The sequence below is a fragment of the Duffyella gerundensis genome, assembly GCF_001517405.1.
Classification (GTDB): domain Bacteria; phylum Pseudomonadota; class Gammaproteobacteria; order Enterobacterales; family Enterobacteriaceae; genus Duffyella; species Duffyella gerundensis.
On record NZ_LN907827.1, the window covers coordinates 2,332,358 to 2,350,947 of the forward strand.

At 51.8% G+C, this 18,590-nt stretch carries 28 protein-coding genes; 10 read left to right on the forward strand and 18 right to left on the reverse strand.

All coding sequences use genetic code 11. The features are described 5' to 3' along the window. Positions 1-36: 36 nt before the first annotated feature. Positions 37-534, reverse strand: a complete 498-nt coding sequence (yedD, locus tag EM595_RS10870) for a lipoprotein YedD (RefSeq protein ID WP_067431624.1) — start codon at positions 532-534, stop codon at positions 37-39. Between the two features lie 143 nt (positions 535-677). On the opposite strand from yedD, the gene EM595_RS10875 reads away from it, so the two are divergent. Next, positions 678-1,001 (forward strand): DUF6388 family protein, encoded by a 324-nt coding sequence (locus EM595_RS10875; protein WP_067431627.1) that lies wholly within the window; start codon positions 678-680, stop codon positions 999-1,001. 54 nt (positions 1,002-1,055) lie between these two features. Here EM595_RS10875 and iraP (EM595_RS10880) read toward each other — a convergent pair whose 3' ends face one another. Then, complete coding sequence (gene iraP / locus EM595_RS10880) at positions 1,056-1,337, reverse strand: anti-adapter protein IraP (RefSeq protein ID WP_067431629.1); 282 nt, start codon at positions 1,335-1,337, stop codon at positions 1,056-1,058. A 175-nt stretch (positions 1,338-1,512) separates the two neighbouring features. Between iraP (EM595_RS10880) and EM595_RS10885 the strand changes: the two genes are divergently transcribed. After that, complete coding sequence (locus tag EM595_RS10885; RefSeq protein ID WP_067431632.1) at positions 1,513-1,752, forward strand: DinI-like family protein; 240 nt, start codon at positions 1,513-1,515, stop codon at positions 1,750-1,752. Positions 1,753-1,822: 70 nt separating this feature from the next. On the opposite strand, the gene EM595_RS10890 is transcribed toward EM595_RS10885, so the two are convergent. Next, positions 1,823-2,095, reverse strand: coding sequence for a hypothetical protein (locus EM595_RS10890; protein WP_067431635.1), 273 nt, complete (start codon positions 2,093-2,095; stop codon positions 1,823-1,825). A 190-nt stretch (positions 2,096-2,285) separates the two neighbouring features. On the opposite strand from EM595_RS10890, the gene EM595_RS10895 reads away from it, so the two are divergent. Then, positions 2,286-3,506 carry a zinc-dependent alcohol dehydrogenase gene (locus EM595_RS10895; protein WP_067431637.1) on the forward strand — a complete coding sequence of 407 codons (1,221 nt, stop codon included), beginning with the start codon at positions 2,286-2,288 and terminating at the stop codon, positions 3,504-3,506. Positions 3,507-3,548: 42 nt separating this feature from the next. On the opposite strand, the gene EM595_RS10900 is transcribed toward EM595_RS10895, so the two are convergent. The 4 genes from EM595_RS10900 to EM595_RS21090 form a co-directional block, all read right to left on the reverse strand. Continuing rightward, positions 3,549-4,403 carry a hypothetical protein gene (locus EM595_RS10900; protein WP_157883870.1) on the reverse strand — a complete coding sequence of 285 codons (855 nt, stop codon included), beginning with the start codon at positions 4,401-4,403 and terminating at the stop codon, positions 3,549-3,551. 132 nt (positions 4,404-4,535) lie between these two features. After that, positions 4,536-4,853, reverse strand: a complete 318-nt coding sequence (locus tag EM595_RS10905; RefSeq protein WP_067431643.1) for a hypothetical protein — start codon at positions 4,851-4,853, stop codon at positions 4,536-4,538. Continuing rightward, complete coding sequence (locus EM595_RS10910; protein WP_067431647.1) at positions 4,840-5,223, reverse strand: hypothetical protein; 384 nt, start codon at positions 5,221-5,223, stop codon at positions 4,840-4,842. Before EM595_RS10910 ends, EM595_RS10905 begins: the two co-directional genes overlap by 14 nt. 153 nt (positions 5,224-5,376) lie before the next feature. After that, positions 5,377-5,595, reverse strand: a complete 219-nt coding sequence (locus EM595_RS21090) for a hypothetical protein (RefSeq protein ID WP_157883871.1) — start codon at positions 5,593-5,595, stop codon at positions 5,377-5,379. Between the two features lie 336 nt (positions 5,596-5,931). On the opposite strand from EM595_RS21090, the gene EM595_RS10915 reads away from it, so the two are divergent. Together EM595_RS10915 and EM595_RS21095 are read left to right on the forward strand one after the other, a co-directional pair. Continuing rightward, positions 5,932-6,591, forward strand: coding sequence for a type II toxin-antitoxin system RelB family anti-toxin (locus EM595_RS10915; RefSeq protein ID WP_067431649.1), 660 nt, complete (start codon positions 5,932-5,934; stop codon positions 6,589-6,591). Positions 6,592-6,933: 342 nt separating this feature from the next. Next, positions 6,934-7,035, forward strand: coding sequence for a YoaK family small membrane protein (locus tag EM595_RS21095; RefSeq protein ID WP_157883872.1), 102 nt, complete (start codon positions 6,934-6,936; stop codon positions 7,033-7,035). 82 nt (positions 7,036-7,117) lie between these two features. On the opposite strand, the gene EM595_RS10920 is transcribed toward EM595_RS21095, so the two are convergent. After that, positions 7,118-7,408, reverse strand: a complete 291-nt coding sequence (locus EM595_RS10920; protein ID WP_067431651.1) for a type V toxin-antitoxin system endoribonuclease antitoxin GhoS — start codon at positions 7,406-7,408, stop codon at positions 7,118-7,120. 278 nt (positions 7,409-7,686) lie between these two features. Here EM595_RS10920 and EM595_RS10925 point away from each other — a divergent pair, with 278 nt between their 5' ends. Beyond that, positions 7,687-8,001, forward strand: a complete 315-nt coding sequence (locus tag EM595_RS10925) for a hypothetical protein (RefSeq protein WP_067431654.1) — start codon at positions 7,687-7,689, stop codon at positions 7,999-8,001. A 111-nt stretch (positions 8,002-8,112) separates the two neighbouring features. Then, complete coding sequence (locus tag EM595_RS10930) at positions 8,113-8,781, forward strand: epoxyqueuosine reductase QueH (RefSeq protein WP_067431657.1); 669 nt, start codon at positions 8,113-8,115, stop codon at positions 8,779-8,781. 236 nt (positions 8,782-9,017) lie between these two features. Here the strand turns inward: EM595_RS10930 and EM595_RS10935 are convergent, their stop codons facing one another. Together EM595_RS10935 and iraP (EM595_RS10940) are read right to left on the reverse strand one after the other, a co-directional pair. Continuing rightward, complete coding sequence (locus EM595_RS10935; protein WP_067431661.1) at positions 9,018-9,314, reverse strand: hypothetical protein; 297 nt, start codon at positions 9,312-9,314, stop codon at positions 9,018-9,020. Positions 9,315-9,550: 236 nt separating this feature from the next. Continuing rightward, positions 9,551-9,907: an anti-adapter protein IraP gene (gene iraP / locus EM595_RS10940; protein WP_067431664.1), complete on the reverse strand. Its 357-nt coding sequence runs from the start codon at positions 9,905-9,907 to the stop codon at positions 9,551-9,553. A gap of 282 nt (positions 9,908-10,189) precedes the next feature. Here iraP (EM595_RS10940) and EM595_RS21100 point away from each other — a divergent pair, with 282 nt between their 5' ends. Further along, positions 10,190-10,378: a hypothetical protein gene (locus EM595_RS21100; protein WP_157883873.1), complete on the forward strand. Its 189-nt coding sequence runs from the start codon at positions 10,190-10,192 to the stop codon at positions 10,376-10,378. A 312-nt stretch (positions 10,379-10,690) separates the two neighbouring features. On the opposite strand, the gene EM595_RS10945 is transcribed toward EM595_RS21100, so the two are convergent. From EM595_RS10945 to EM595_RS10970, 7 genes are all read right to left on the reverse strand, one after another. Continuing rightward, the gene (locus tag EM595_RS10945; protein ID WP_067431667.1) at positions 10,691-11,074 is read right to left on the reverse strand and encodes a hypothetical protein; all 384 of its coding nucleotides are present in this window, start codon (positions 11,072-11,074) and stop codon (positions 10,691-10,693) included. A gap of 48 nt (positions 11,075-11,122) precedes the next feature. Beyond that, positions 11,123-11,935, reverse strand: coding sequence for a lipid II-degrading bacteriocin (locus EM595_RS10950; protein WP_067431670.1), 813 nt, complete (start codon positions 11,933-11,935; stop codon positions 11,123-11,125). A 219-nt stretch (positions 11,936-12,154) separates the two neighbouring features. Next, positions 12,155-13,978 (reverse strand): putative phage tail protein, encoded by a 1,824-nt coding sequence (locus EM595_RS10955; RefSeq protein WP_067431673.1) that lies wholly within the window; start codon positions 13,976-13,978, stop codon positions 12,155-12,157. Positions 13,979-14,083: 105 nt separating this feature from the next. After that, a complete protein-coding gene (gene lysC / locus EM595_RS21520; RefSeq protein ID WP_419190152.1) occupies positions 14,084-14,329 on the reverse strand; it encodes an Rz1-like lysis system protein LysC in 246 nt (81 codons plus the stop codon). Continuing rightward, on the reverse strand, positions 14,217-14,618 hold the full coding sequence (locus EM595_RS21105; protein ID WP_157883874.1) for a DUF2570 family protein: 402 nt from the start codon (positions 14,616-14,618) through the stop codon (positions 14,217-14,219). Before EM595_RS21105 ends, lysC begins: the two co-directional genes overlap by 113 nt. After that, the gene (locus EM595_RS10965; protein WP_067435406.1) at positions 14,599-15,105 is read right to left on the reverse strand and encodes a lysozyme; all 507 of its coding nucleotides are present in this window, start codon (positions 15,103-15,105) and stop codon (positions 14,599-14,601) included. The genes EM595_RS21105 and EM595_RS10965 overlap by 20 nt, the downstream gene beginning before the upstream one ends. 9 nt (positions 15,106-15,114) lie before the next feature. Further along, positions 15,115-15,357 carry a phage holin gene (locus EM595_RS10970; RefSeq protein WP_067431676.1) on the reverse strand — a complete coding sequence of 81 codons (243 nt, stop codon included), beginning with the start codon at positions 15,355-15,357 and terminating at the stop codon, positions 15,115-15,117. A gap of 1,001 nt (positions 15,358-16,358) precedes the next feature. On the opposite strand from EM595_RS10970, the gene EM595_RS10975 reads away from it, so the two are divergent. Both EM595_RS10975 and EM595_RS21110 read left to right on the forward strand, forming a co-directional pair. Further along, on the forward strand, positions 16,359-16,979 hold the full coding sequence (locus EM595_RS10975) for a helix-turn-helix domain-containing protein (protein WP_067431678.1): 621 nt from the start codon (positions 16,359-16,361) through the stop codon (positions 16,977-16,979). Between the two features lie 502 nt (positions 16,980-17,481). Continuing rightward, positions 17,482-17,625 (forward strand): hypothetical protein, encoded by a 144-nt coding sequence (locus EM595_RS21110; RefSeq protein WP_157883876.1) that lies wholly within the window; start codon positions 17,482-17,484, stop codon positions 17,623-17,625. 358 nt (positions 17,626-17,983) lie between these two features. Here EM595_RS21110 and EM595_RS10980 read toward each other — a convergent pair whose 3' ends face one another. Then, on the reverse strand, positions 17,984-18,322 hold the full coding sequence (locus EM595_RS10980) for a hypothetical protein (RefSeq protein ID WP_067431686.1): 339 nt from the start codon (positions 18,320-18,322) through the stop codon (positions 17,984-17,986). Positions 18,323-18,590 lie beyond the last annotated feature (268 nt).

An 18,590-nucleotide genomic window follows, 5' to 3' on the forward strand; every position in this document is an offset into this window, starting at 1 on the left:
CAAAAAAGGGCGCAACCCATGCGCCCTTTTTTACGGTTATTTTTCGACTTGTGCAGCCGCTGGCTTCGCTTCGGTGGCCTGGGTAATCCGCGTTTTCAGGCTTTCCGGCTCAATATTCTGAATCACCTGCACTTTGGCATCCTGCTCTGCCATCTGCAGCGCCTGCTGGCACTCCACCGTTGGCCGCTCGACTTTACGCAACGTCAGGCCGTCGTAATGGAGCTCGCTGCCTTCCTGCTCCAGTGGCATCACGCGCAGCTGGCGGGTCACGTTAACATAATCACCGTTCAGCTGGGTTAACTTACCTGGTTTTGCGATCACGCGCTGCCACTGACGGCAATCCAGCGTATCGCCGGACGCGTTGACAATCAGGCTGCCGATCGCTTTATCACTGCGCAGGCCGCTTTGCGGGCCAAACGTCTGCCAGTTGCCCTGCAAATTAGCCGGTGCCGGCGTCTTTACCGCCTGCTGATAATCAGTGATTTGCGCACAGCCGCCCAGCGCCAGCGCGCTCAGTAACATCCACTTTTTCATCTTCAATCCCTAACCATCAATGCGATGGCCGCTACGTTATAATTTTTCTCACCGGTTATGCAAGCCGCACACGGCTTCCGGGCGCCTGACAGCATCAACGATAGCAGTTACACTGGGCGCACGCCCATTTTCAGGAGCAGGTAATGAAAACCCCCGAAGAGTATTACGTCCTTGCGCGCAGTATGTTTTTATCCGCGCAGCCCGATTTTCAGCAGGCGCTCGAGCAGCTGACCGAATCCGATGCCCGCACCGCTGGCATGTCGCTGCGTCAGCTGCGTGATTTGCAGGCCGATCGGATTTACGCCGCCTTTTTACGGCAGAAGAAGCAGGATGCAATGCTGTTTTCTATTCAGCTGGCCGAGCCGGACAAAGCGGTGGCCGCCGAAGCGATTGAAGCCTATCTGAAATCGCATGCTGAAGCGCTGGGCATGACGTGGGAAGAGTTCTGCCGTAAGAACGAGCTGTAAAGTGAAGCGGCCTCTGGAGGTGCGGCAGTTTTCACTACCAGAGGTAGCCCGACGTCAGGCGGTTTTGCTTTCGACGTAGCTGGTGACGGCGAGCAGGCGGTTGACGTGGGTCAGAAGCAGATCGACATCGGTTTGCAGAAAATCAGTGGAGGAGCGCGACGCGGTGACAATCGCATCCTGAACGGTGTCGGAAATACTCTGATCGTTGGTGTTTCTGGCGTTGATCAGCAGCGCCGCAATTAGCAGTGATTGCGCTTCGACCTGCGCGGTGAGCTCTTTTGTATCAACATCCATTTTTGCCAGCTTCAATAAGATGTCGACGACCAGTTGTTTCATGGGTTTTCCCTGTAGCAATTGCGCTATGAAATAATTTCCACAATCTGCCAAATAGTCGCCCGATATACAACCTTCACGTGATAAACCCCGAGCCACGGCGTTTTTTACTTGATACTGTATACGCAACCAGTATTATGATATGCAATGAAAGCGTGTCTCAATAAGGGCAATAAAAATGTTTGTGGAACTGGTTTACGATAAGCGCAACGTGGCAGGGTTGCCCGGCGCAAATGAGATGATTTTAGAAGAGCTGACCAGGCGCATTCAGCGCGTCTTTCCGGCGATGGAAGTGAAAGTAAAGCCGATGCAGCGTAACGCGATTGATACCGACGCCAGCAAAGGTGACAAGGCCATTATGGCGCGCATCATTGAAGAGATGTTTGAAGAAGCCGATATGTGGCTGGTGGCAGAATAAGCAAAAAAACGGCCCGCACTGTTCTGCGGGCCGTTTTATTTTTCTGTATCAAACTGTATCAGTCAGCGGCTTAGCCTTCCTGCTCGCTGCGATTGACGGAAATCTCCAGGTCCTCAATCAGGACATGAATATCTTCCATCAGTTTGCCCTGCTCATTCAGCAGTGTATTGATGCGTCCCGCGAATTCATCATCTTTGTATTCGCCGGCTTCGAAAGCCAGATACTGAGAAGAGAGCGCCTTGGTGTTGTTCTCTGCGTAGTGGCGCATCTCTTTCAACTGTGAAGCGACGTCACGCAGATAATCGGTTTTCGTTTTCGGTGTTACTTCGATTTCATCACTCATGCTCGTTTCCCTCTGGTTGAATATTGGATAAAAATCCTGACTACCTTTTAAAGCGTAGCGGATAATCCCGTTTCGTCCTTAAGAATAATCGGAAGCCGTTACGCTTGTTTATTTATACAGTAGAAATCAAAACGTCTGCCGGAGCCTGGCTACACTAATAGACTCCCCTTTGTGCTACAGGAGCGTATTCGTGAAAGCATTGACCTATCATGGTCCGCACAATGTCAGCGTTGATAATGTTGCCGATCCAATTATTGAAGCGCAGGACGACATTATTCTTCGCGTTACCGCCACGGCGATTTGTGGATCCGATCTGCACCTTTATCGCGGCAAAATTCCACAGACCAAACACGGTGATATTTTTGGCCATGAGTTCATGGGCGAAGTAGTGGAAACCGGCCGCGATGTCACCGCGGTACAGAAAGGCGATCGCGTCATCATTCCTTTTGTTATCGCCTGCGGCGAATGTTTCTTCTGCCATCTCGATCAGTTTGCTGCCTGTGAAAACACCAACAGCGGCCGTGGCGCTATCATCAATAAAAAGCAGATTCCACCTCCGGCGGCGCTGTTTGGCTTCAGTCACCTTTACGGCGGCGTGCCGGGCGGCCAGGCGGAATACGTGCGCGTACCGAAAGCCAACACCGGCCCGTTCAAAGTGCCGCAGACGTTGTCAGACGATAAGGTGTTGTTCCTGACCGATATCCTGCCCACTGCCTGGCAGGCGGTAAAAAATGCCCAGGTGAGCAAAGGCTCCAGCCTGGCCATTTTTGGTGCCGGACCGGTTGGCCTGCTGGCTGCCGCCTGCGCCCGCTATGCCGGTGCGGAACAGATCTTTATGGTCGATCATCACCCGTATCGCCTGCAGTTTGCTCAGCAGCGTTACGGTGTTATCCCGATCAACTTTGATGAAATTGACGATCCGGCAGAAGCGATCATCGAACACACCGCGGGCAATCGCGGCGTTGATGCGGTGATTGATGCAGTGGGCTTTGAGGCCAAAGGCAGCACCACCGAAACCATTTTGACCAACCTGAAACTGGAAGGCAGCAGCGGCAAAGCGCTACGCCAGTGTATTGCCGCAGTACGTCGCGGCGGCATCGTCAGCGTGCCGGGCGTTTATGCCGGATTTATTCACGGCTTCCTGTTTGGCGACGCCTTCGATAAAGGTCTGACCTTTAAAATGGGTCAGACGCACGTGCACGCCTATCTGCCGGAATTGCTGGCGCTGATTGAAAAAGGGCTGCTAACGCCCGAAGAGATCGTGACGCATCATCTGCCGCTTAACGATGCGGCAGAGGCGTATAAAATTTTTGAGAAGCGTAAAGAGGATTGTCGCAAGGTGATTCTGGTACCTGGTCTGGCGGCGACCTCGCCGACTGATATCACCAGTGCCAGCGTGGGTAACGTATAACCGAGCTGTTCACCGGCCCGCCATCGCGGGCCGGTTCATGACTTACAGATACTTCTTCGCCAGCAGCTTCAGTTCATCTTTAGCCGCCTGCCCCAGCCGGGCAATGCCTTGCTCAACAAAATCAAACGCCTGTTCAAAATCATTCACGCCTGCGGTTACCGCGTCGTGCACGCTCTGCTGCTCATCCGCTTCAGACGGATAAGCTACCGCGTTATCCGCCGTCGGCGTGCTGCTGAGCGCCGGAGGGATCTCAATCGGTGCGGCCGGTGCGGCTTCAGCGGGTGCGGCGCTGGTGGTTGCGGCGACATCGGCCGGTTCAGCGGGCGCAGCATCAGCATTAGGCGCGGCTGGCTCAGCGGCAACATCGGCTGGCGCAGCGGTTACCGCTTCTGGCGCGGCGCTGGCAGTTTCGACGACATTAGCCGGTTCAGCGGGCGCAGCATCAGCATTGGACGCGGCTGGCTCAGCGGCAACATCGACCGGCGCAGCGGTTACCGCTTCCGGCGCGGCGCTGGCAGTTGCCACGACATCGGCCGGTTCAGCGGGCGCAGCATCAGCATTAGGTGCGGCTGGCTCAGCGGCAACATCTACTGGCGCAGCGGTTACCGCTTTCGGCGCGGCTGGTGTGGCTTCCAGCGGTGCGGCGCTGACGGCATCGGCGGCATCGGTAGCTTTTTCGGCTGGCGCGGTGGCCGCCGGTGCGGCGGTTGACGCCTCTTCGACAGCGTCAATCGTACGCGCGGGCGGAGCATCAAACATCGGGTCGCGTGGGCTGGCCTCAGTGGGCGTTTCTGCCGCTGTCGCGGCGGGTTGCGCACTTTGTACCGCTGCCGAATCGACCAGATTTTGCTCAGGGTTTGCGGCGGTATTTGGGGTAACTGCATTGATATCGGACATAGTAGACTCCTGCGTCTTTTTAAAGAAAAGCAGCGCGTTAAAAGCGCTCCAGATTAAAGGGGTAACATTCATGGCTAATTCCTTGGGGGGGTAAAACAGGCAGTGACAACATAAACGCCACTGCCAAGGTGCTTAACGGGCGTTTTCTTCCTTAACCACCGACTTGACTTTATCTGCCGTCATGTCCGCCGTCCGGTTCGGCAGCACATCCAGTTTGTGCTGTAATTGCTTTACCTGTTCTGATACCGCATCGACCTTGGCTTCGCGGCGCATCGCCGCTTCACGATAATCCTTACGAATGCTGTCCAGCTGTTGGTTTGCCTGATTACTGACGTAGGCAAAAATTACCGTCATTACCACGCAGAACACCGCGGCAATCAGCAGAATGCAGCCGAGTATGATGTTGCGCCTGAAGTTTTTGGGCCGTAGTAAATCGTTAGCAGTTGTCATCGCTGATAGTCTCCAGAGTGGTGATTAAACGATTGATCTCCTTACTGAACTTGTCGCTTTGCTCAACCTCGGTCATCGTGCGCAGGATGCCAAGCGAGTTCTTCATCAGGCGCATATCGGTTTCGAGTGAGGAGATGCAACGCATGTTCTGTTCATGGCGCGTGCGCAGATCGTCGTTCTCTTTTCTGAGCGCGATGTTGGCTTCCTTAAGCCACACGACCTGCTCTTTGTAGCTGGTAATAATTTCACCTCCTGCCCGATTGCTGGTGATGATGGTGGCTAAGCCCGCCATCAGGGGTTTCCAGAACAGTGCCGCGGCACTACCGCCAAGAAGGAGTGCGCCGATGCTGGTAATCAAACTACTTTCCATGCCACACCTCTTCGACTTGGCTAAAAAACGTTAACAAGGATAAAAAGGGATATTTGCTCATCGTTATTTCCGCTAAAACCTGCCACAAATGAGGTTGTCGTAAGAAACGCGATACCCGCTTGGGTAGCCGGTCGCGTTGACAACAACCCGCCCTCATTTCAGAAGCTCATGCATTTGCTTGTGCTTCTGCGTGTTAACAATCAGCCAAAGTCTGGTGGTGCGGGTAAGTCGTGGTGGTTTAGCGTGCGAGGGAAATCCTGATGCCCATGGTATTGCCCCAAAACGGGTGCGGTTATAAGGCAGGTAAAGCGCCTGCGGAGTACAAAGCGGGCAACGGCGAGCGCTGCTGGCGATGCAATAAAATGTGGTCATGATGCCTCCTGACGTCACTAATGAACTGCCATAGCGCACCAGGCAGCGCCAAAAGCAAGGCGCCAGCACGGGTGCATAATTGTGAGAAAAAAACGTATCAGGGAGAGTGCAGGCACCTCGCGACGGACGTAGCGGGGCCTGACGTTATAAATGCAGGAAATCACTGCAAAGAATTGCCACCTGTTCGGCGGCTGTAGGACATCATGTCCGTTGTGAAAGAGCGGGTAATTCAGCTTCGTTAACCAGTTGACTGATTAGCACCAGCCAAAGATAAAGAATACTTAAATTATTTATCTAAAGAAAACTTAAGTCAAGCTCATTTAAGGTTACTTAACTATGAACAGACAAACTATCGGCGATCGCATTCGGGCGAGACGCAAAGAATGCCGGCTCACGCAGAAAGCGTTAGCGGCAAAAGTCGGTGTTTCACACGTCGCGATTTCTCAGTGGGAGAAGGATGAAACCGTGCCACGCGGGGAAAACCTGCTGCGGGTTGCGGCAGCACTCGGCTGCACGCCCGCCTGGGTTTTTGATGGTGAAGGCGATCTGTTTATGCTGCCCACCAGTCCGACGGAGCGCGCGCATGCGGTGCCGATTATCAGCTATCAACAGGCCGCTAACTGGCGCGGCACCGCCTTTCTTGAGTCGCCTGAAGGGGTTAGCTGGCTACAGAGTAATGTGGATCTCTCCAGCGCTGCCTTCGCCCTGATCATTACCGGTAACGCAATGGAGCCGGAATTTCGAGCCGGTGATGCCATCATCATCGACCCGGCGGTCACGCCGATACCCGGTGATTTTGTGGTGGCCGCCACCGGCAGCGAAGCGCTGTTTGCGAAATACCGGCCGCGCGGCATGGTGGAAGGTGAAGAGGTGTTCGAACTGGTGCAGCTGAATGACGATTACCCTTCCCTGCGATCTAATCAAACGCCGGTGAGCCTGGCAGGCACGCTGATAGAGCATCGTCGTTATCGGCAAAAAACCACGACTCAGGCGTAGCGACAGATTACCGTCACTGACTTTTTTTCATTGAGCGCGCAATAAGCTTGCAATTTTATTTAAGTTATCTTTAATATGGTTGCTAGCAGGACGATGCCGGGACCGCAGCGCTGGCGCTGCTCAGTGAGTGGCGCCAGCGATGACGTACTGTCATCAATGCGTTTATGCGGAAACATGTGCCGCAGCGCGAATGGGAGAGTTTTTTTGGCCACTGCCGCAAGGTGTGTGGCCCTTTTTTTGTTGTGGAAGGGGGGAGGCAAGCGCTGTTGCCGGGCGGCAATACCCGTTATAATTCCGGTCCGTTGCGCCAGTTGCGCGCAGTTCAACCTCAAGGAAACAGAGATGCGTATCGGTGTGCTTTTTCCCATCGCGATCATTATCGCCGGCGTGGGCTTACTGGTGTGGTTTATTGCCAGCGGCGCTTATCTGCCTGGTGCCAGTTAGTTCGTGCGCCTCCGCGGCAAGACCACCCGATCACGTTAGCCAGCGGCGTCGCGTAATCGGGTGGGGTTAATGTGTGCCTGTTTTACAGGCAGTCCAGTGCCTCAAGTCCCCGCCAGGTGCGGCCGGTCGATTCCGTGACCAGCACTGCCGGATTGACGTTGACCTCAGTGGCCAGTTGAAAAGCGCGATCGAGAATCTCCTGTCGTGTATCAAAACTGACGCAGACATACTCCTCATGCGGCAACCAGTAAACGTTGCCCTGCTTGCAAATCAGGCTGCGCCGGAAGCCATGATGTTTCATCCGTTCATGCAAGTTTTCATAATCCTCTGCCGTGGCATCGCGTAATTCAACGCGGATGGTATAACTAGCCATATGGTACCCCTTACCCTGTCGAGAAATGAGATTTAAGTTTACTTTAATTTAGTTGAGTTGGGGGACTTTTGCGCAGGAAACAGATTAATCTGGTATGAGCGTCTCTTTTGCCACGCCGCCATTTTGGTCTGACAGTGCGTAAAAATCGCGCGCCCGGTCAACTTTTTTACTTTTTATTCATCAGGAACGGGAATTATTACCCCTTGCGGCTATAGTCAATATTCAGAATTTCAGGCGACGCTTTTTGGAGGCGTGCGCTATTGCCCAGCAAGGTCCCTATGATAACCATCACCGGCGCGATAAAAGTTCCCGAGTTTCTTAGCTTTCTGTCCTCATTAATGGGCACGCTAACGCAGCAAAAAGTTGAGGTGCTCAGCGGCTATCCGGCTAATTGCAGCCGCTGGCTGACGATTTATCATTATCGCCACACCAACCGCTGGTCGCTGGAATGGTATGACAAACCGGGCTACGGTCGGCCGCCGATGCTAAACAATGACGACTGCCTGATGCGCGAAGCCAATAAAGGTGCGTCGAGCGAAGAGCTTGACTATGCGCGCCGCCTGCTGGAAAAAACCGGCTTCTGCGATGCCTGATAATCGATCGTTAGCAGGCTGTTTACCGTAGCAGGCTCACATTAGCGGTTAACCCTCGCCGCCATTCTTGTTATGGTGCGCACTAACCGTTAATCGATTTGTGGATATCCCATGCAGGAATTTGAACGCCCTCTTCTTACCTTGCCCGCCGGTGAAAAAAAACTGCTGCTGCACTCCTGCTGTGCGCCCTGCTCAGGCGAAGTGATGGAAGCCATTCAGGCTTCCGGCATCGAGTACACCATCTTCTTCTATAACCCCAATATCCATCCGCAAAAGGAATATCTTCTCCGCAAAGAAGAAAATATTCGTTTTGCCGAAAAGCACAATGTGCCCTTCGTTGACGCCGATTACGATACCGATAACTGGTTTGAACGTGCCAAAGGCATGGAGTGGGAACCGGAACGCGGTCCGCGTTGCACCATGTGTTTTGATATGCGCTTCGAGCGCACCGCGCTGTACGGCGCGGAACACGGCTTCAACGTGATCAGCAGCTCGCTGGGCATTTCGCGCTGGAAAGATATGAAGCAGATCAACGACTGCGGACATCGCGCCGCCGCGGGCTATGGCCTGACTTACTGGGACTATAACTGGCGGAAACAGGGCGGCTCGTCGCGCATGATTGAGATCAGCAAGCGCGAGCAGTTCTATCAGCAGGAATATTGTGGCTGTGTCTATTCGTTGCGCGACACTAACCTGCATCGTAAATCGCAGGGCAGGCCCTTAATCAAACTCGGCCAGCTCTATTACGGTGCCGACGACGCGGATAAAGAGCGTAACTGAAGTTGCAGCGCCGGGTGCCTCCCGGTAAACAAACCAGGTCATGTTTGTTTGCGCTCTCAGGCAGATATCGACTCTGCGCCCCGCCGCTCAGGGGGATTCGCTGCCGGTTAAAGATAGCAGCCGAAGCGGCAGCGTGCCCGGCGAGCCGTCCCTTTTTTGGCGAGGATACGCCAGAAAAAACGATCGGCTGACGCCGGCGATGACAGCAGGCTGCCAGGCGGCAGCCGTGATAACCGTCACGAGAGATCGATTTCTTTCAGCCCGCGCCACGCCCGTCCGGCCGCTTCGGTGACCATCACGCCGGGATCGGGAATAAACTCCACCAGAATCAGATAGACTTTATCCAGTACCTCGTGGCGCGTGGCATACCCTGACCAGGTATATTCATCACGCGGCAGACGAAAATGCGTGCCGGTTTTATCCGAGACGCTGTGCCTGAAACCGTGCTCGCTCATTTTGCTGCGCAGCCGTCGATAGTCAGCTGCCGCATCGTCTTCCCCACGCAGTTCAATCGAAATGTTAAAACTCGCCATATTACACTCCTGAAAAATCACTCTGAAATTTAAGTTTACTTAAATTTTAAGCGAAGCGCGCCCTTTTTTTGTGACGCCTGTTTCACAGAAAGACGATCGCATGCGGCTGGCCAGCCAGTGCAGAGGTGTGACGAAGGTTAGCTGAGGGGAGATCGAGCAAGAATAATGCGGCGGGTCCGGCAAGGCCCGCCGAGGTAAAAGCGACATTTAATGAAGGGAAAACGGACTATCGGCCACTATTTTTTATTTTCCAGCTCGGCCTCCGCAGCGATGGTCAGCGCCGAAAGCTCCTGATGGTCGACTTCAGGATCCTCACTTTCGATCAGCTTTGAAATCGCCAGCAGTTCCTGAAACTCGCCGAGCAAAATCGCCGCATCTGATTTTAAACCGGCATCGTCTTCCGCTGAGTTCAGCACCGAGTTGATCGCCTTGTTGACGCTCTCAATCATATTAATGACGCCGCCATTTTTCCCTACAGCCAGCACCAGCGCGCCGATCAGCAGCGACTGCGCTTCTACTCTGGCGCTCAGCTGCTTGGTGGTGACATCCATTTTAGAAATTTTCGCCAGTATGCTCAGAACAACATTTTTCATTTTACGTCCCCTGGAAAATAAACGGCCTGCTCGCCGCCATAACGACCCCAGGCCCGGTCTGATTAGCGCACCCTGATGCCGCTCAGCAGGTCTTTCTGCCCGCCAACAGCCTAACTCAAAATGCGGGCCAGAAGAAATCGGCGCAAGCTGAGTTCAGCGTAACGCGGCACACTGGCCGCTGCGGGCGCGGAAATTTTACAGAAAGCAGTAAAGTTTCGATGTGATGTGGTCGATTAATAAGGTAAGGCGAAATAAGCGATGACATGAAGCGGAGTGAATAAAATGAATGCACAACCTATGAGCTGGTCAGTAAGTTACATCGTGAAGAAAAGCGGTCAGGCTATTGAAGATACGCTGCTGATTCAGGGTGAAAGCGTGGTACGCGCGCTGAACGATTTCTTTGAAGAGCAGGCATCAAAGCACGGCATCTTCCGTTCAGACATCGATGTGAAAGCGCTGAAAGCAGCGTAATCCAGCACAGTTGGCAAAAAAGGTCGCGCAAGCGGCCTTTTTTTATGCGCTTTTGCGCCGGTGATAACAACAACCGCCGCTGCCGGGCATTTTAGCGTGCAGCAAGGCAAGCTGGACCAGCCTGAACTTTCACCCCGGATAACGAAGAAGAGACCGTTTCGCAGATAACTGAAGAGAATAAGCGCATTGTTTTAATGCAGAGAGGGGTCAGCGTAGCTAACCGTTAACGGGAGGCGTGTTATGGCAGCAAATATCATCAGGCGCACTCCAGGAATGCGCCTTGTGATACCGTCTTAGCAATGAGGGTTGGCGTCACTTTTTACTAAATTCAACATTATCGGTTGTACAGTCCAGCATGCCGAAGTACGCCTCGGTCACCGACTGGCCTGTGCGCTGAGTGAAAGGAACCAGCCAAATATCATTACCAAATGATATCTGATCGGGGTCGATAAGCATTCCACTTTTCTCAGCGACATCCTGAGCATCAGAGAAGCTTTTCCACGGAGACCTGTCACCCGATTTAGCCCTGATAACCTTTGACATGATTGCCTGATTATCATAGTGGCGACATGCTTCAAGGTCGGAAGCTTTGACCTTTGAAGGTCTGCTCCAGATAATCAGAACGATCATCGCAGCTAAAGCAAGCACGCCTGACGCTATGGCGGTCATAACTAAAAATTTTACTACTCCTTTCATATGACTCCTCCTTCAGGCAACAGGATGAAAATCTTACTCGTTTACCTTTTAGAACTTAACAGCGGTTTCACCATTAATTTCTATCTTATAAGGCACACCGTTGAAGCGCTCGCCCATCCATCGACCGATGGTGGTCAAGTCTTCGTTAGTTTTACTTCGGTGCGTACTGGCGTTGAAATCATATAAATCTGGCGCCTGAGCTCTGACCACGCCATCAAAAGACCAGGTTCCGGTAGCATTACGGGTAAAAGTACCGTCAAGTTGCAGCGTAATATTGCCCAGAATATAAGGCATAAACACATTAGAGCTGGCTGTGTTATAAGGGAACGAAAATGTCAGATCATGACGTCCCGGGTTGCCGATGGCATTCATTCGTTCATTGAAACCAGGGATGTTACCTGCCTGAATAAATTGCAATGAAAGTGCACCGATATCCACACTCATTGTTCTGCCATTACCCCATAAAAAATTGCTTAGCGCAGCTGCAATTGCATAAGGAGAGTTGCTTAACTGAGGCGGACCATTATCAGGGGAGAAATTAATTCGCTCGGGCGTGTCAAACCGCTTAGCTAACTCTGCAACAGGGCTTGCTGCGAGCTCGCACATATTAATGAATACACAGTTCTTAAACCACCACATCGCATTCTCTAATTTCTTTTCCTCAGATAAATTACCTTTTAAATCTTTCGCTATAACGGGTGTGGTGTTGCGGTAATAACTCCCACCATGCAATTCTGTCGCATATCTTACATTGGGTGGCGGGCCGCCTGCTGCTGCGCCGCCGCCATTACCACCGGGATACATCACACTACTGTCGCCCGTAGTAACCACAGGAGGAGAAATAACAATCATATCAGACATAAATTTTCCTTTTTTATAACTCAGCCAAAAAACGCATTAACATCACGCGGTTTATTTTTCATACACGCAAAAAACAAACGTATAGCCAGGGAGTGACTGTCAGTCATTCACCCTGGCTTTACTATTTTCAAAAAATCACAGAACGGATAATTGCCGAAGACGTTTATATTTAAACGCACTCCGAAGAGTGCGCCTTGGGATAAACGCTGTTTGAAGTGATTAGAAATACGCGAGCTTGCGGTTAACGCCATTGATCTTAACGGTGATATACCCCGCTGGTGTCGCGGAGGCAGCAGGTGCCGAAGTCACTTCCGAAGCCAGCGTAACGACCTTGCCGTCAAAACCAACGCCAGCTGCGCCATTGTGATAATTCATCACCGTTGACAGCGCCACACGACTTTTGTTCTCGAGATTTAACGTCGTATCTTCGGTAAAATCAGGATAGAACAGCGAGCTCTGACCTTCATCAAAGTGGGTTGGGCCGGTGGTAATGAGATTAACCACGACATCCCCGCTCTGCGCCTTCAATTTAACCCATGCTTCACAGGTTGCACCGTCGTTAGTAGAAAGCAAATAGCAGTCGCTTACGCCTGAATCCCCTTCAAAATGCATATTACCGCCTACCGAGCTTGATCCACGATAGAAGTTAATCAGGGTCTTACCGCAAACATTACTCAACAACGGATTAACGGTTGGTGAGGTGGCGGTATCACGCAGGGTTTTGCCGTTAAATTCCAGATGCCAGTGCTGGTTAGCATGACGGAAATTAAACGAACCCACGCGGAACCACTTATCGGTATCACTGTTATTGGTCACGCGATGACCCGAGTACCAGCCCGCCTTCATTGAGCCGGTCATCTCAGTGCCATAGTTCTCATCACGCCGCCAGCCATGTTCATAGCTTGAAAGCAGCGCAGAACCGGTGCGCTCGGTATCAATGCTGGCACCAGACTGCAAGCTCAGCTGGCGCATCAATACGCGTGAATAATTGAGCTTTAACGGGTTAACGGAAGATTCAATGCTCAGCGCATCAATGATCCACTGACCATTACTTAGATCGCCAGGGAATCGCGTGTGCTCAATCCACACATTACGAATCAGCCCCTGGCCCACGCGCGGCATAAATAGCGTGGCTTCACCATAACCATACTGGAAGTTGGAGTTGGTTAACTCCACGGCCGTGGAATGGTCCCAGTTACCCTGAGTTGAATCAGACCAGGTGATGTCAAATACCCGACTATAGGTATTTTTGGAGTAGATCTGATCAAGTCGTGTATCAAGCGTATCAATAAACTTGAACACGGAGTTACCGGTGTTTTCTGCGCGAAAACAGGTGACATTAATATACTGCCCTTCGATCGTGATGTTTTGAAAAAATGGCTGCTGATTACTTACCATGGCAGAGGTAATTGCGCCGGTATTTGCAGTGGTATCGGCGGTCGCCTGACCATCCCAGAAAATACCGCGAATAGCCGTACGTCGCGCTTTAACCTTGAATACTGTATTAGCAGATTTATCAGAGGTAATAATTGTTCTGGGCGCAACGCCATATTCGCAGTCGTCGCCATACATATTGAAAAATGGCAGTTCACCCTCACCGGTTAAATCAACAGGGTTAATGATGAACTTACCGGCTGGAAAACGAATACCGATATCACGGATAGGGCTTTTGGACGCATCATCGATCGGTGATACAAAGCTTTTGGCCCAGCGATACATGTTAATGCAGGCGTCGTGGTTAACCGTGCCGTTGTCTGCATCAAATGAAGCCGAACCACGTAAGCGCTTACCGCCAAAATGGAAAATGTTGATAGTAGAAACATCATCAATAATACGTTGCCAGTAATAATCTCCGGCAGAAGATACCGCAATGGTGCCATTGTCATCCGCAGGCGCTTTCCCCTTGGTGTCAATAAAACCTGCGAAGCGGCCGCCGCCATTAAAAGTTGAATCCTTGTCGTAATAACGTTTAAGAAATGCGATTTCGCCTGATGCAGAAGGCTTGGTGGTACGGAGTTCAGCAAATGAATTCACTTCGATCATGGTATTTCCTTTCATGGTTTGTTGAGCATTTTGCTCATGGGGGGATGTTTATTTATTCTTTAAAATAAATAATCTTTAAAATGCAGTTAGCTATTAATTTATAAATTACCTGAGGGATTCAATTTCTTTTATGGCTCGTTTATCCCGGTTACAGTTTTCAATCGATGTCATAAGCTTTTCATTCATTTCGAGAACGTCGCCATAGGTCACCGACTCTGGTACGGGAGGTATTTCACAGTCAGCCAGCAGTTCTGCCGGAATGGGCACTGCCGGAAGCTGAACGTATTCTTTCGTTGTGTTTGCGCAGGCTGTCAGCAACATCAGCGGGAACAGGATGAGCAGCGCACGCATCGCGTTGAATTGACTGCCTGATGTAAACAATACGCCTCTCACTTTCTGTCTCATTTTGATACCGAGCATCGTGGGCCGCCTTTCCGATATCGTTAAAGAGCGTCACGGCAGTGATAAGGTTGCTGGCGATCGACTCTGCCTTTTTCCGGGCCTGTAGTGCCGCCGATACCTTTTCCTGTGCCTGCAACATCCTGGCGTGATAGTGGCTGGCAGCGGTGCCAAACGTCACCACAGCCGCCACCAGCAAGAACCACAATACCGAACGCCAGTTATTTGCCAGCCAGATCATCAGCATTCTCCGCCAGGCACATTGACCGCTCCATATCGCGGCGATTCATCAATCCACGCCACTTCTGGCCGCCTGCATAAACCCAGTGACGAAGCGCCTGACAGGCACCCTTCACATCACCGGCATTCAGCTGTTTTAGCAGCGTTGATGTAGAAAATGCGCGGGTGCCGACGTTATAGGTGAAGCTGTAGAGCGCGGCGCGCTGATATTCGCCCAGCGGGATTTTTACCATGCTGTCGACCGTCTTTTTGACCGGCTGCAGGTCAACCGATAACAGTTGATTGCATTCACGATCGGTGTACTGCTTACTTTGAACGATATCGCTGCCGGTGTGCCCGTCACAGACCGTCCAGACACCAGCCACATCCTGATAGGGCGTATACTGTCGCCCTTCCACCCCCTCCTTTCCGCCAAGGAACGCCATAGCGATAAACATGGCGCCGCTGCCCGCAGCAGTCATTAGCTTATTGCGCAGGCTGTTTGACATAGCCATGGGTTAGTCCTCTGTAATATGTGATGCGATGGGCCAGCATTGAAGCGCCTTGATCTGCGCCAGCGTGGCCTTGCGTTTGTAATACCAGTTGATCCCGAGCGTAATAAGCGCCACCACAATACCGGCCAGCACGCCTACAGCACTCCATTCATCGGGACTTAAGCAGGTCAAAAGCCCGTTGGCGATCGTCCCGGCAGATGCGCCATAAGCAGCGCCTGATGCCAGTTTGCTCATATCAATACTCATATCACCTCCATGACGACGGTCGGTGCTGTTGATGGTTGGAAAGAAAGCACGTCACTTCGCTGGCAGGCGTATATTGAGAAATATCGAGTGGCGTGAAACGCAAAAAGGCCGCTCTGATGGCGGCCTTTAAAAAGTGATTAACGTGCAGGAGTCAAATAAACAGCGCACCGGGATGAGCGTTCAGCCGTGAGGTATGCTTCAACCTGGTGCCAGAGATACCCGTTCTCATTCCGGTATGACTTTCACAGCAAAATGATGCTGTGGCGACTAAATACCCCTGCTATTGCCTGCCCCTGCAGAGAAAATGTTGCCCCCTGAATTCTGTTAGAGAGCTTCGTCAGCAGAGACAGGTAATGCATACATCTCTTCACGACGTTATCGGCTGTGTATTTCGACAGCGAGTGATTCGCTCATACTGCTTTAAACGCCAGCAACATAGGGATGTTTATAGCAGTCGCGTTTTCAGCGAGAGATCTACGCATTGTGGACAGCAGCAGCGGCACTTTTGTCAGGGCCTGCTACAACGATTCGGTTAAACCCGCTGCTTTCGACCTCGTTGCTTTTTTTCGCGTCCTGTAGCCGACAACGCCTTAACCCGTATTTAACCGATGTGGCAGTGCGGTGAGCAGGTCACGTAATTTTTCACCAGACGCCTTCTCGGCATAGGGTGAGGGTTCAAATTGATAAAGAGCGGTCGTGCTTAACTTGCTACAGGCGGCCTGCCTAATCCGGAAGACACGCTTGTGCTTTAACGTTCACAAAAATGTTAAAAGCATCCATTCCACCACCGTGTAACTCGCACTACTTAGTGGGATGCATCACCCTGTGCAGGAACAGGCGCTTTACCGGCTCCCTGTAAGGATGGCGACTTTATAAATAGTCTGGCCGCCATCAATTATTCACATTCGTATTGCATGCCACAAACAATAGCAATAAGTATTATTTGATGCAATACCTTTTTGCAATTGACGTGCAATACGCACGGCTATAAATTGCCTCTCATGAAAACAACTCTTGCTGAACGGCTCACGCAGGCCATGACTGCGCGTAATTTCTCTCAGGGTGCTTTAGCTAAAGCGTCTGGCGTTGCTCAACCTACTATCTGGCGACTTGCGAACGGACAGGCGAAGGGCTCAACCAAGCTGGTAGATATCGCTAATGCTTTGTCAGTCAATATTGACTGGCTTGCAAATGGCGTTGGGGAAATGGACGCTGGCGGAAAGATGAGTTACCCACATCCTCCAGCAAACAGCATGCAGCCAGGCGGCGTATTTTCTGTCAGCATCTGGGATCAGGATGGCAGGACTGGACAAGAAGTGTATGTTCCTGACGTTGTTAAGAGCAACGACTGCAGGGCTTACGTCCTGCCAAGAAACAGCGGATGCGCAGAAGCACCAGCGGGAACCATCGTGGTTATCGATACCGGTGAAAAGCCCGGGAATGGCGATCTGGTCTATGCGAAAGTCAATTCATCATATTCAATTTATCGCTTTTTGGATGGCGGAGAATCTGGATTTCTTGCAGTAGATGATCCACGCGTTCCCTTGCTGGATATCTCATCCTCTGCCGAACTCATCGGCGTTGCTGTTTTTCTTCTTCGCGATTTAAAACGTAGAAAATAGCGCTCGTCCCGTGCCGGCGGGACGTATTCAACATATCCTCCTTTTCCTGTTCTCAGCAACGCTATAGCCACAACTCCTCCGTTTCGTGACGAGATTAATCAATGGGTTATCTCACGATAATCCAGTAAACTGTTTTTATATACAGTGTTTTAATACTGTGCCACAGAATGAAGAAATTACAAGGCAGTGACGTTAATTATTCGCATCAATCCATTTCAATCGATACTTTTCCGCGCAATCTCCTCCTCCTGTCGAAAATATTTTTCTTTTCATGGCAAGCATTTATGCGTTTAGCTATTGATTAGCAGCCAATACTCTTTGCCGAAATCAATAGCAAAAGGTATTATTTATCCCGCTAACAGGCATCATTAACCGTCACGAAGCCAATGCGCTTTAACACTCAACGTTATTGATACCTTATGCCGGGCGACCGCTGGATAAAAAATCCAGTTACCGCTTGTGGTTATAACGTTCTGTACCGGACAAAGAGAGGTCATGATGAATGCAAGACAACGTTGCCGGGCGCGTCGCCATGCACGTAGGGAAAATGAGCGCAGTATCCTTGCTGCAACAGGTGGCCTGTATGGCGGTGGAAGCATCACGACGCTTTATAACGTTGGGCACGCTAAGCCGACCAAAGCAGTAACCGCGAGATAGGCGATGAAAGGGACAGGCTACGCCATAGCGCTACCAGACATCTTAAAGATGAGCGTCGACGATAACGTTAAATGGTGATGAGGCGCAGATGCAGGCAGGCAGGAAAAATAACGATCTCTTTGTAAGGAGGTGAGCTGATGCTGATTACCCTGATAATGTCAGTATTATCAGTCGCAGTGGGATTGACTACATTGACAGCCCGCACCACCCTGACAATTCGTCGCCAATGGGTCGGGTGATGTTGCGTCACCGTGGTGGAACAAACACAGACAGGTCGCGCAAGCGGCCTTTTTTTATGCGCTTTTGTATGAGCAACGGTGGCCACGCGCAGGTGATTTCCGTGTCGATCAGCCCGCACCGGCAGGCGTAACCGCTCCGGCGCACTGTGCCGCTTTCAGTTGGCTAAGCTGATGTAATCGCGCCTGCGCTTTGCCGGTAGCGCGGCTTTTGGCGATGCCATTCCCCAGACCGAAATCACCAACAAAGCCCATCACCGTCAGCACATCGAAGCGGCCGGTTTCATCGATTTCATGTTGCACGCTACGCGCACTGGCAATTTCCTGATCCAGCACCCGGCAATCAAAGGCGGCAGCTTCTTCAGCAGTGACCGCGGGTGCCTGTGGATACTGTTTGGTGGCGCAGCCAGCCAACAGCATCAGGGCCACGGCAAGCAGTTTTTTTTTCATTATTTTATCCTGAGATCGCTGCGGTTGAACGCACGGCCCGGCCCTTTTCAGAGGCTGGAAGCCGCACGACACATCCGCTGCGTCAGACCGCAGCGTGCAACTCTGCCTAGGTCAGTTTGCAGACCGGCAAAGCAGCGCGAACGCGCCAGCTTATTGGGGAAATGACAACAACGGGTGCCGCGAAAACAAGGCGACGTGCATGATTATCGCGGCGGCTGTCCACCCGCGATCCTGTACGCCGTGCTCATTTAAGGGCGTGGCATGCAGG

What these genes read in the sequence shown, in the direction of transcription:
- EM595_RS10915 (WP_067431649.1), top strand. Translation starts at nt 5,932, where the DNA reads ATGAACAGACAAACTATCGGCGATCGCATTCGGGCGAGACGCAAAGAA.
- EM595_RS10900 (WP_157883870.1), bottom strand. Translation starts at nt 4,403, where the DNA reads ATGTCCGATATCAATGCAGTTACCCCAAATACCGCCGCAAACCCTGAG.
- EM595_RS10975 (WP_067431678.1), top strand. Translation starts at nt 16,359, where the DNA reads ATGAAAACAACTCTTGCTGAACGGCTCACGCAGGCCATGACTGCGCGT.
- EM595_RS10925 (WP_067431654.1), top strand. Translation starts at nt 7,687, where the DNA reads ATGATAACCATCACCGGCGCGATAAAAGTTCCCGAGTTTCTTAGCTTT.
- EM595_RS10945 (WP_067431667.1), bottom strand. Translation starts at nt 11,074, where the DNA reads ATGAAAGGAGTAGTAAAATTTTTAGTTATGACCGCCATAGCGTCAGGC.
- EM595_RS10920 (WP_067431651.1), bottom strand. Translation starts at nt 7,408, where the DNA reads ATGGCTAGTTATACCATCCGCGTTGAATTACGCGATGCCACGGCAGAG.
- lysC (WP_419190152.1), bottom strand. Translation starts at nt 14,329, where the DNA reads ATGCGTGCGCTGCTCATCCTGTTCCCGCTGATGTTGCTGACAGCCTGC.
- EM595_RS21100 (WP_157883873.1), top strand. Translation starts at nt 10,190, where the DNA reads ATGAATGCACAACCTATGAGCTGGTCAGTAAGTTACATCGTGAAGAAA.
- EM595_RS10875 (WP_067431627.1), top strand. Translation starts at nt 678, where the DNA reads ATGAAAACCCCCGAAGAGTATTACGTCCTTGCGCGCAGTATGTTTTTA.
- iraP (WP_067431629.1), bottom strand. Translation starts at nt 1,337, where the DNA reads ATGAAACAACTGGTCGTCGACATCTTATTGAAGCTGGCAAAAATGGAT.
- EM595_RS10970 (WP_067431676.1), bottom strand. Translation starts at nt 15,357, where the DNA reads ATGAGTATTGATATGAGCAAACTGGCATCAGGCGCTGCTTATGGCGCA.
- EM595_RS10980 (WP_067431686.1), bottom strand. Translation starts at nt 18,322, where the DNA reads ATGAAAAAAAAACTGCTTGCCGTGGCCCTGATGCTGTTGGCTGGCTGC.
- EM595_RS21105 (WP_157883874.1), bottom strand. Translation starts at nt 14,618, where the DNA reads ATGATCTGGCTGGCAAATAACTGGCGTTCGGTATTGTGGTTCTTGCTG.
- EM595_RS10950 (WP_067431670.1), bottom strand. Translation starts at nt 11,935, where the DNA reads ATGTCTGATATGATTGTTATTTCTCCTCCTGTGGTTACTACGGGCGAC.
- EM595_RS21090 (WP_157883871.1), bottom strand. Translation starts at nt 5,595, where the DNA reads ATGACCACATTTTATTGCATCGCCAGCAGCGCTCGCCGTTGCCCGCTT.
- EM595_RS10955 (WP_067431673.1), bottom strand. Translation starts at nt 13,978, where the DNA reads ATGATCGAAGTGAATTCATTTGCTGAACTCCGTACCACCAAGCCTTCT.
- EM595_RS10905 (WP_067431643.1), bottom strand. Translation starts at nt 4,853, where the DNA reads ATGACAACTGCTAACGATTTACTACGGCCCAAAAACTTCAGGCGCAAC.
- EM595_RS21110 (WP_157883876.1), top strand. Translation starts at nt 17,482, where the DNA reads ATGCAAGACAACGTTGCCGGGCGCGTCGCCATGCACGTAGGGAAAATG.
- iraP (WP_067431664.1), bottom strand. Translation starts at nt 9,907, where the DNA reads ATGAAAAATGTTGTTCTGAGCATACTGGCGAAAATTTCTAAAATGGAT.
- EM595_RS10935 (WP_067431661.1), bottom strand. Translation starts at nt 9,314, where the DNA reads ATGGCGAGTTTTAACATTTCGATTGAACTGCGTGGGGAAGACGATGCG.
- EM595_RS10930 (WP_067431657.1), top strand. Translation starts at nt 8,113, where the DNA reads ATGCAGGAATTTGAACGCCCTCTTCTTACCTTGCCCGCCGGTGAAAAA.
- EM595_RS10885 (WP_067431632.1), top strand. Translation starts at nt 1,513, where the DNA reads ATGTTTGTGGAACTGGTTTACGATAAGCGCAACGTGGCAGGGTTGCCC.
- EM595_RS10890 (WP_067431635.1), bottom strand. Translation starts at nt 2,095, where the DNA reads ATGAGTGATGAAATCGAAGTAACACCGAAAACGAAAACCGATTATCTG.
- yedD (WP_067431624.1), bottom strand. Translation starts at nt 534, where the DNA reads ATGAAAAAGTGGATGTTACTGAGCGCGCTGGCGCTGGGCGGCTGTGCG.
- EM595_RS21095 (WP_157883872.1), top strand. Translation starts at nt 6,934, where the DNA reads ATGCGTATCGGTGTGCTTTTTCCCATCGCGATCATTATCGCCGGCGTG.
- EM595_RS10965 (WP_067435406.1), bottom strand. Translation starts at nt 15,105, where the DNA reads ATGTCAAACAGCCTGCGCAATAAGCTAATGACTGCTGCGGGCAGCGGC.
- EM595_RS10910 (WP_067431647.1), bottom strand. Translation starts at nt 5,223, where the DNA reads ATGGAAAGTAGTTTGATTACCAGCATCGGCGCACTCCTTCTTGGCGGT.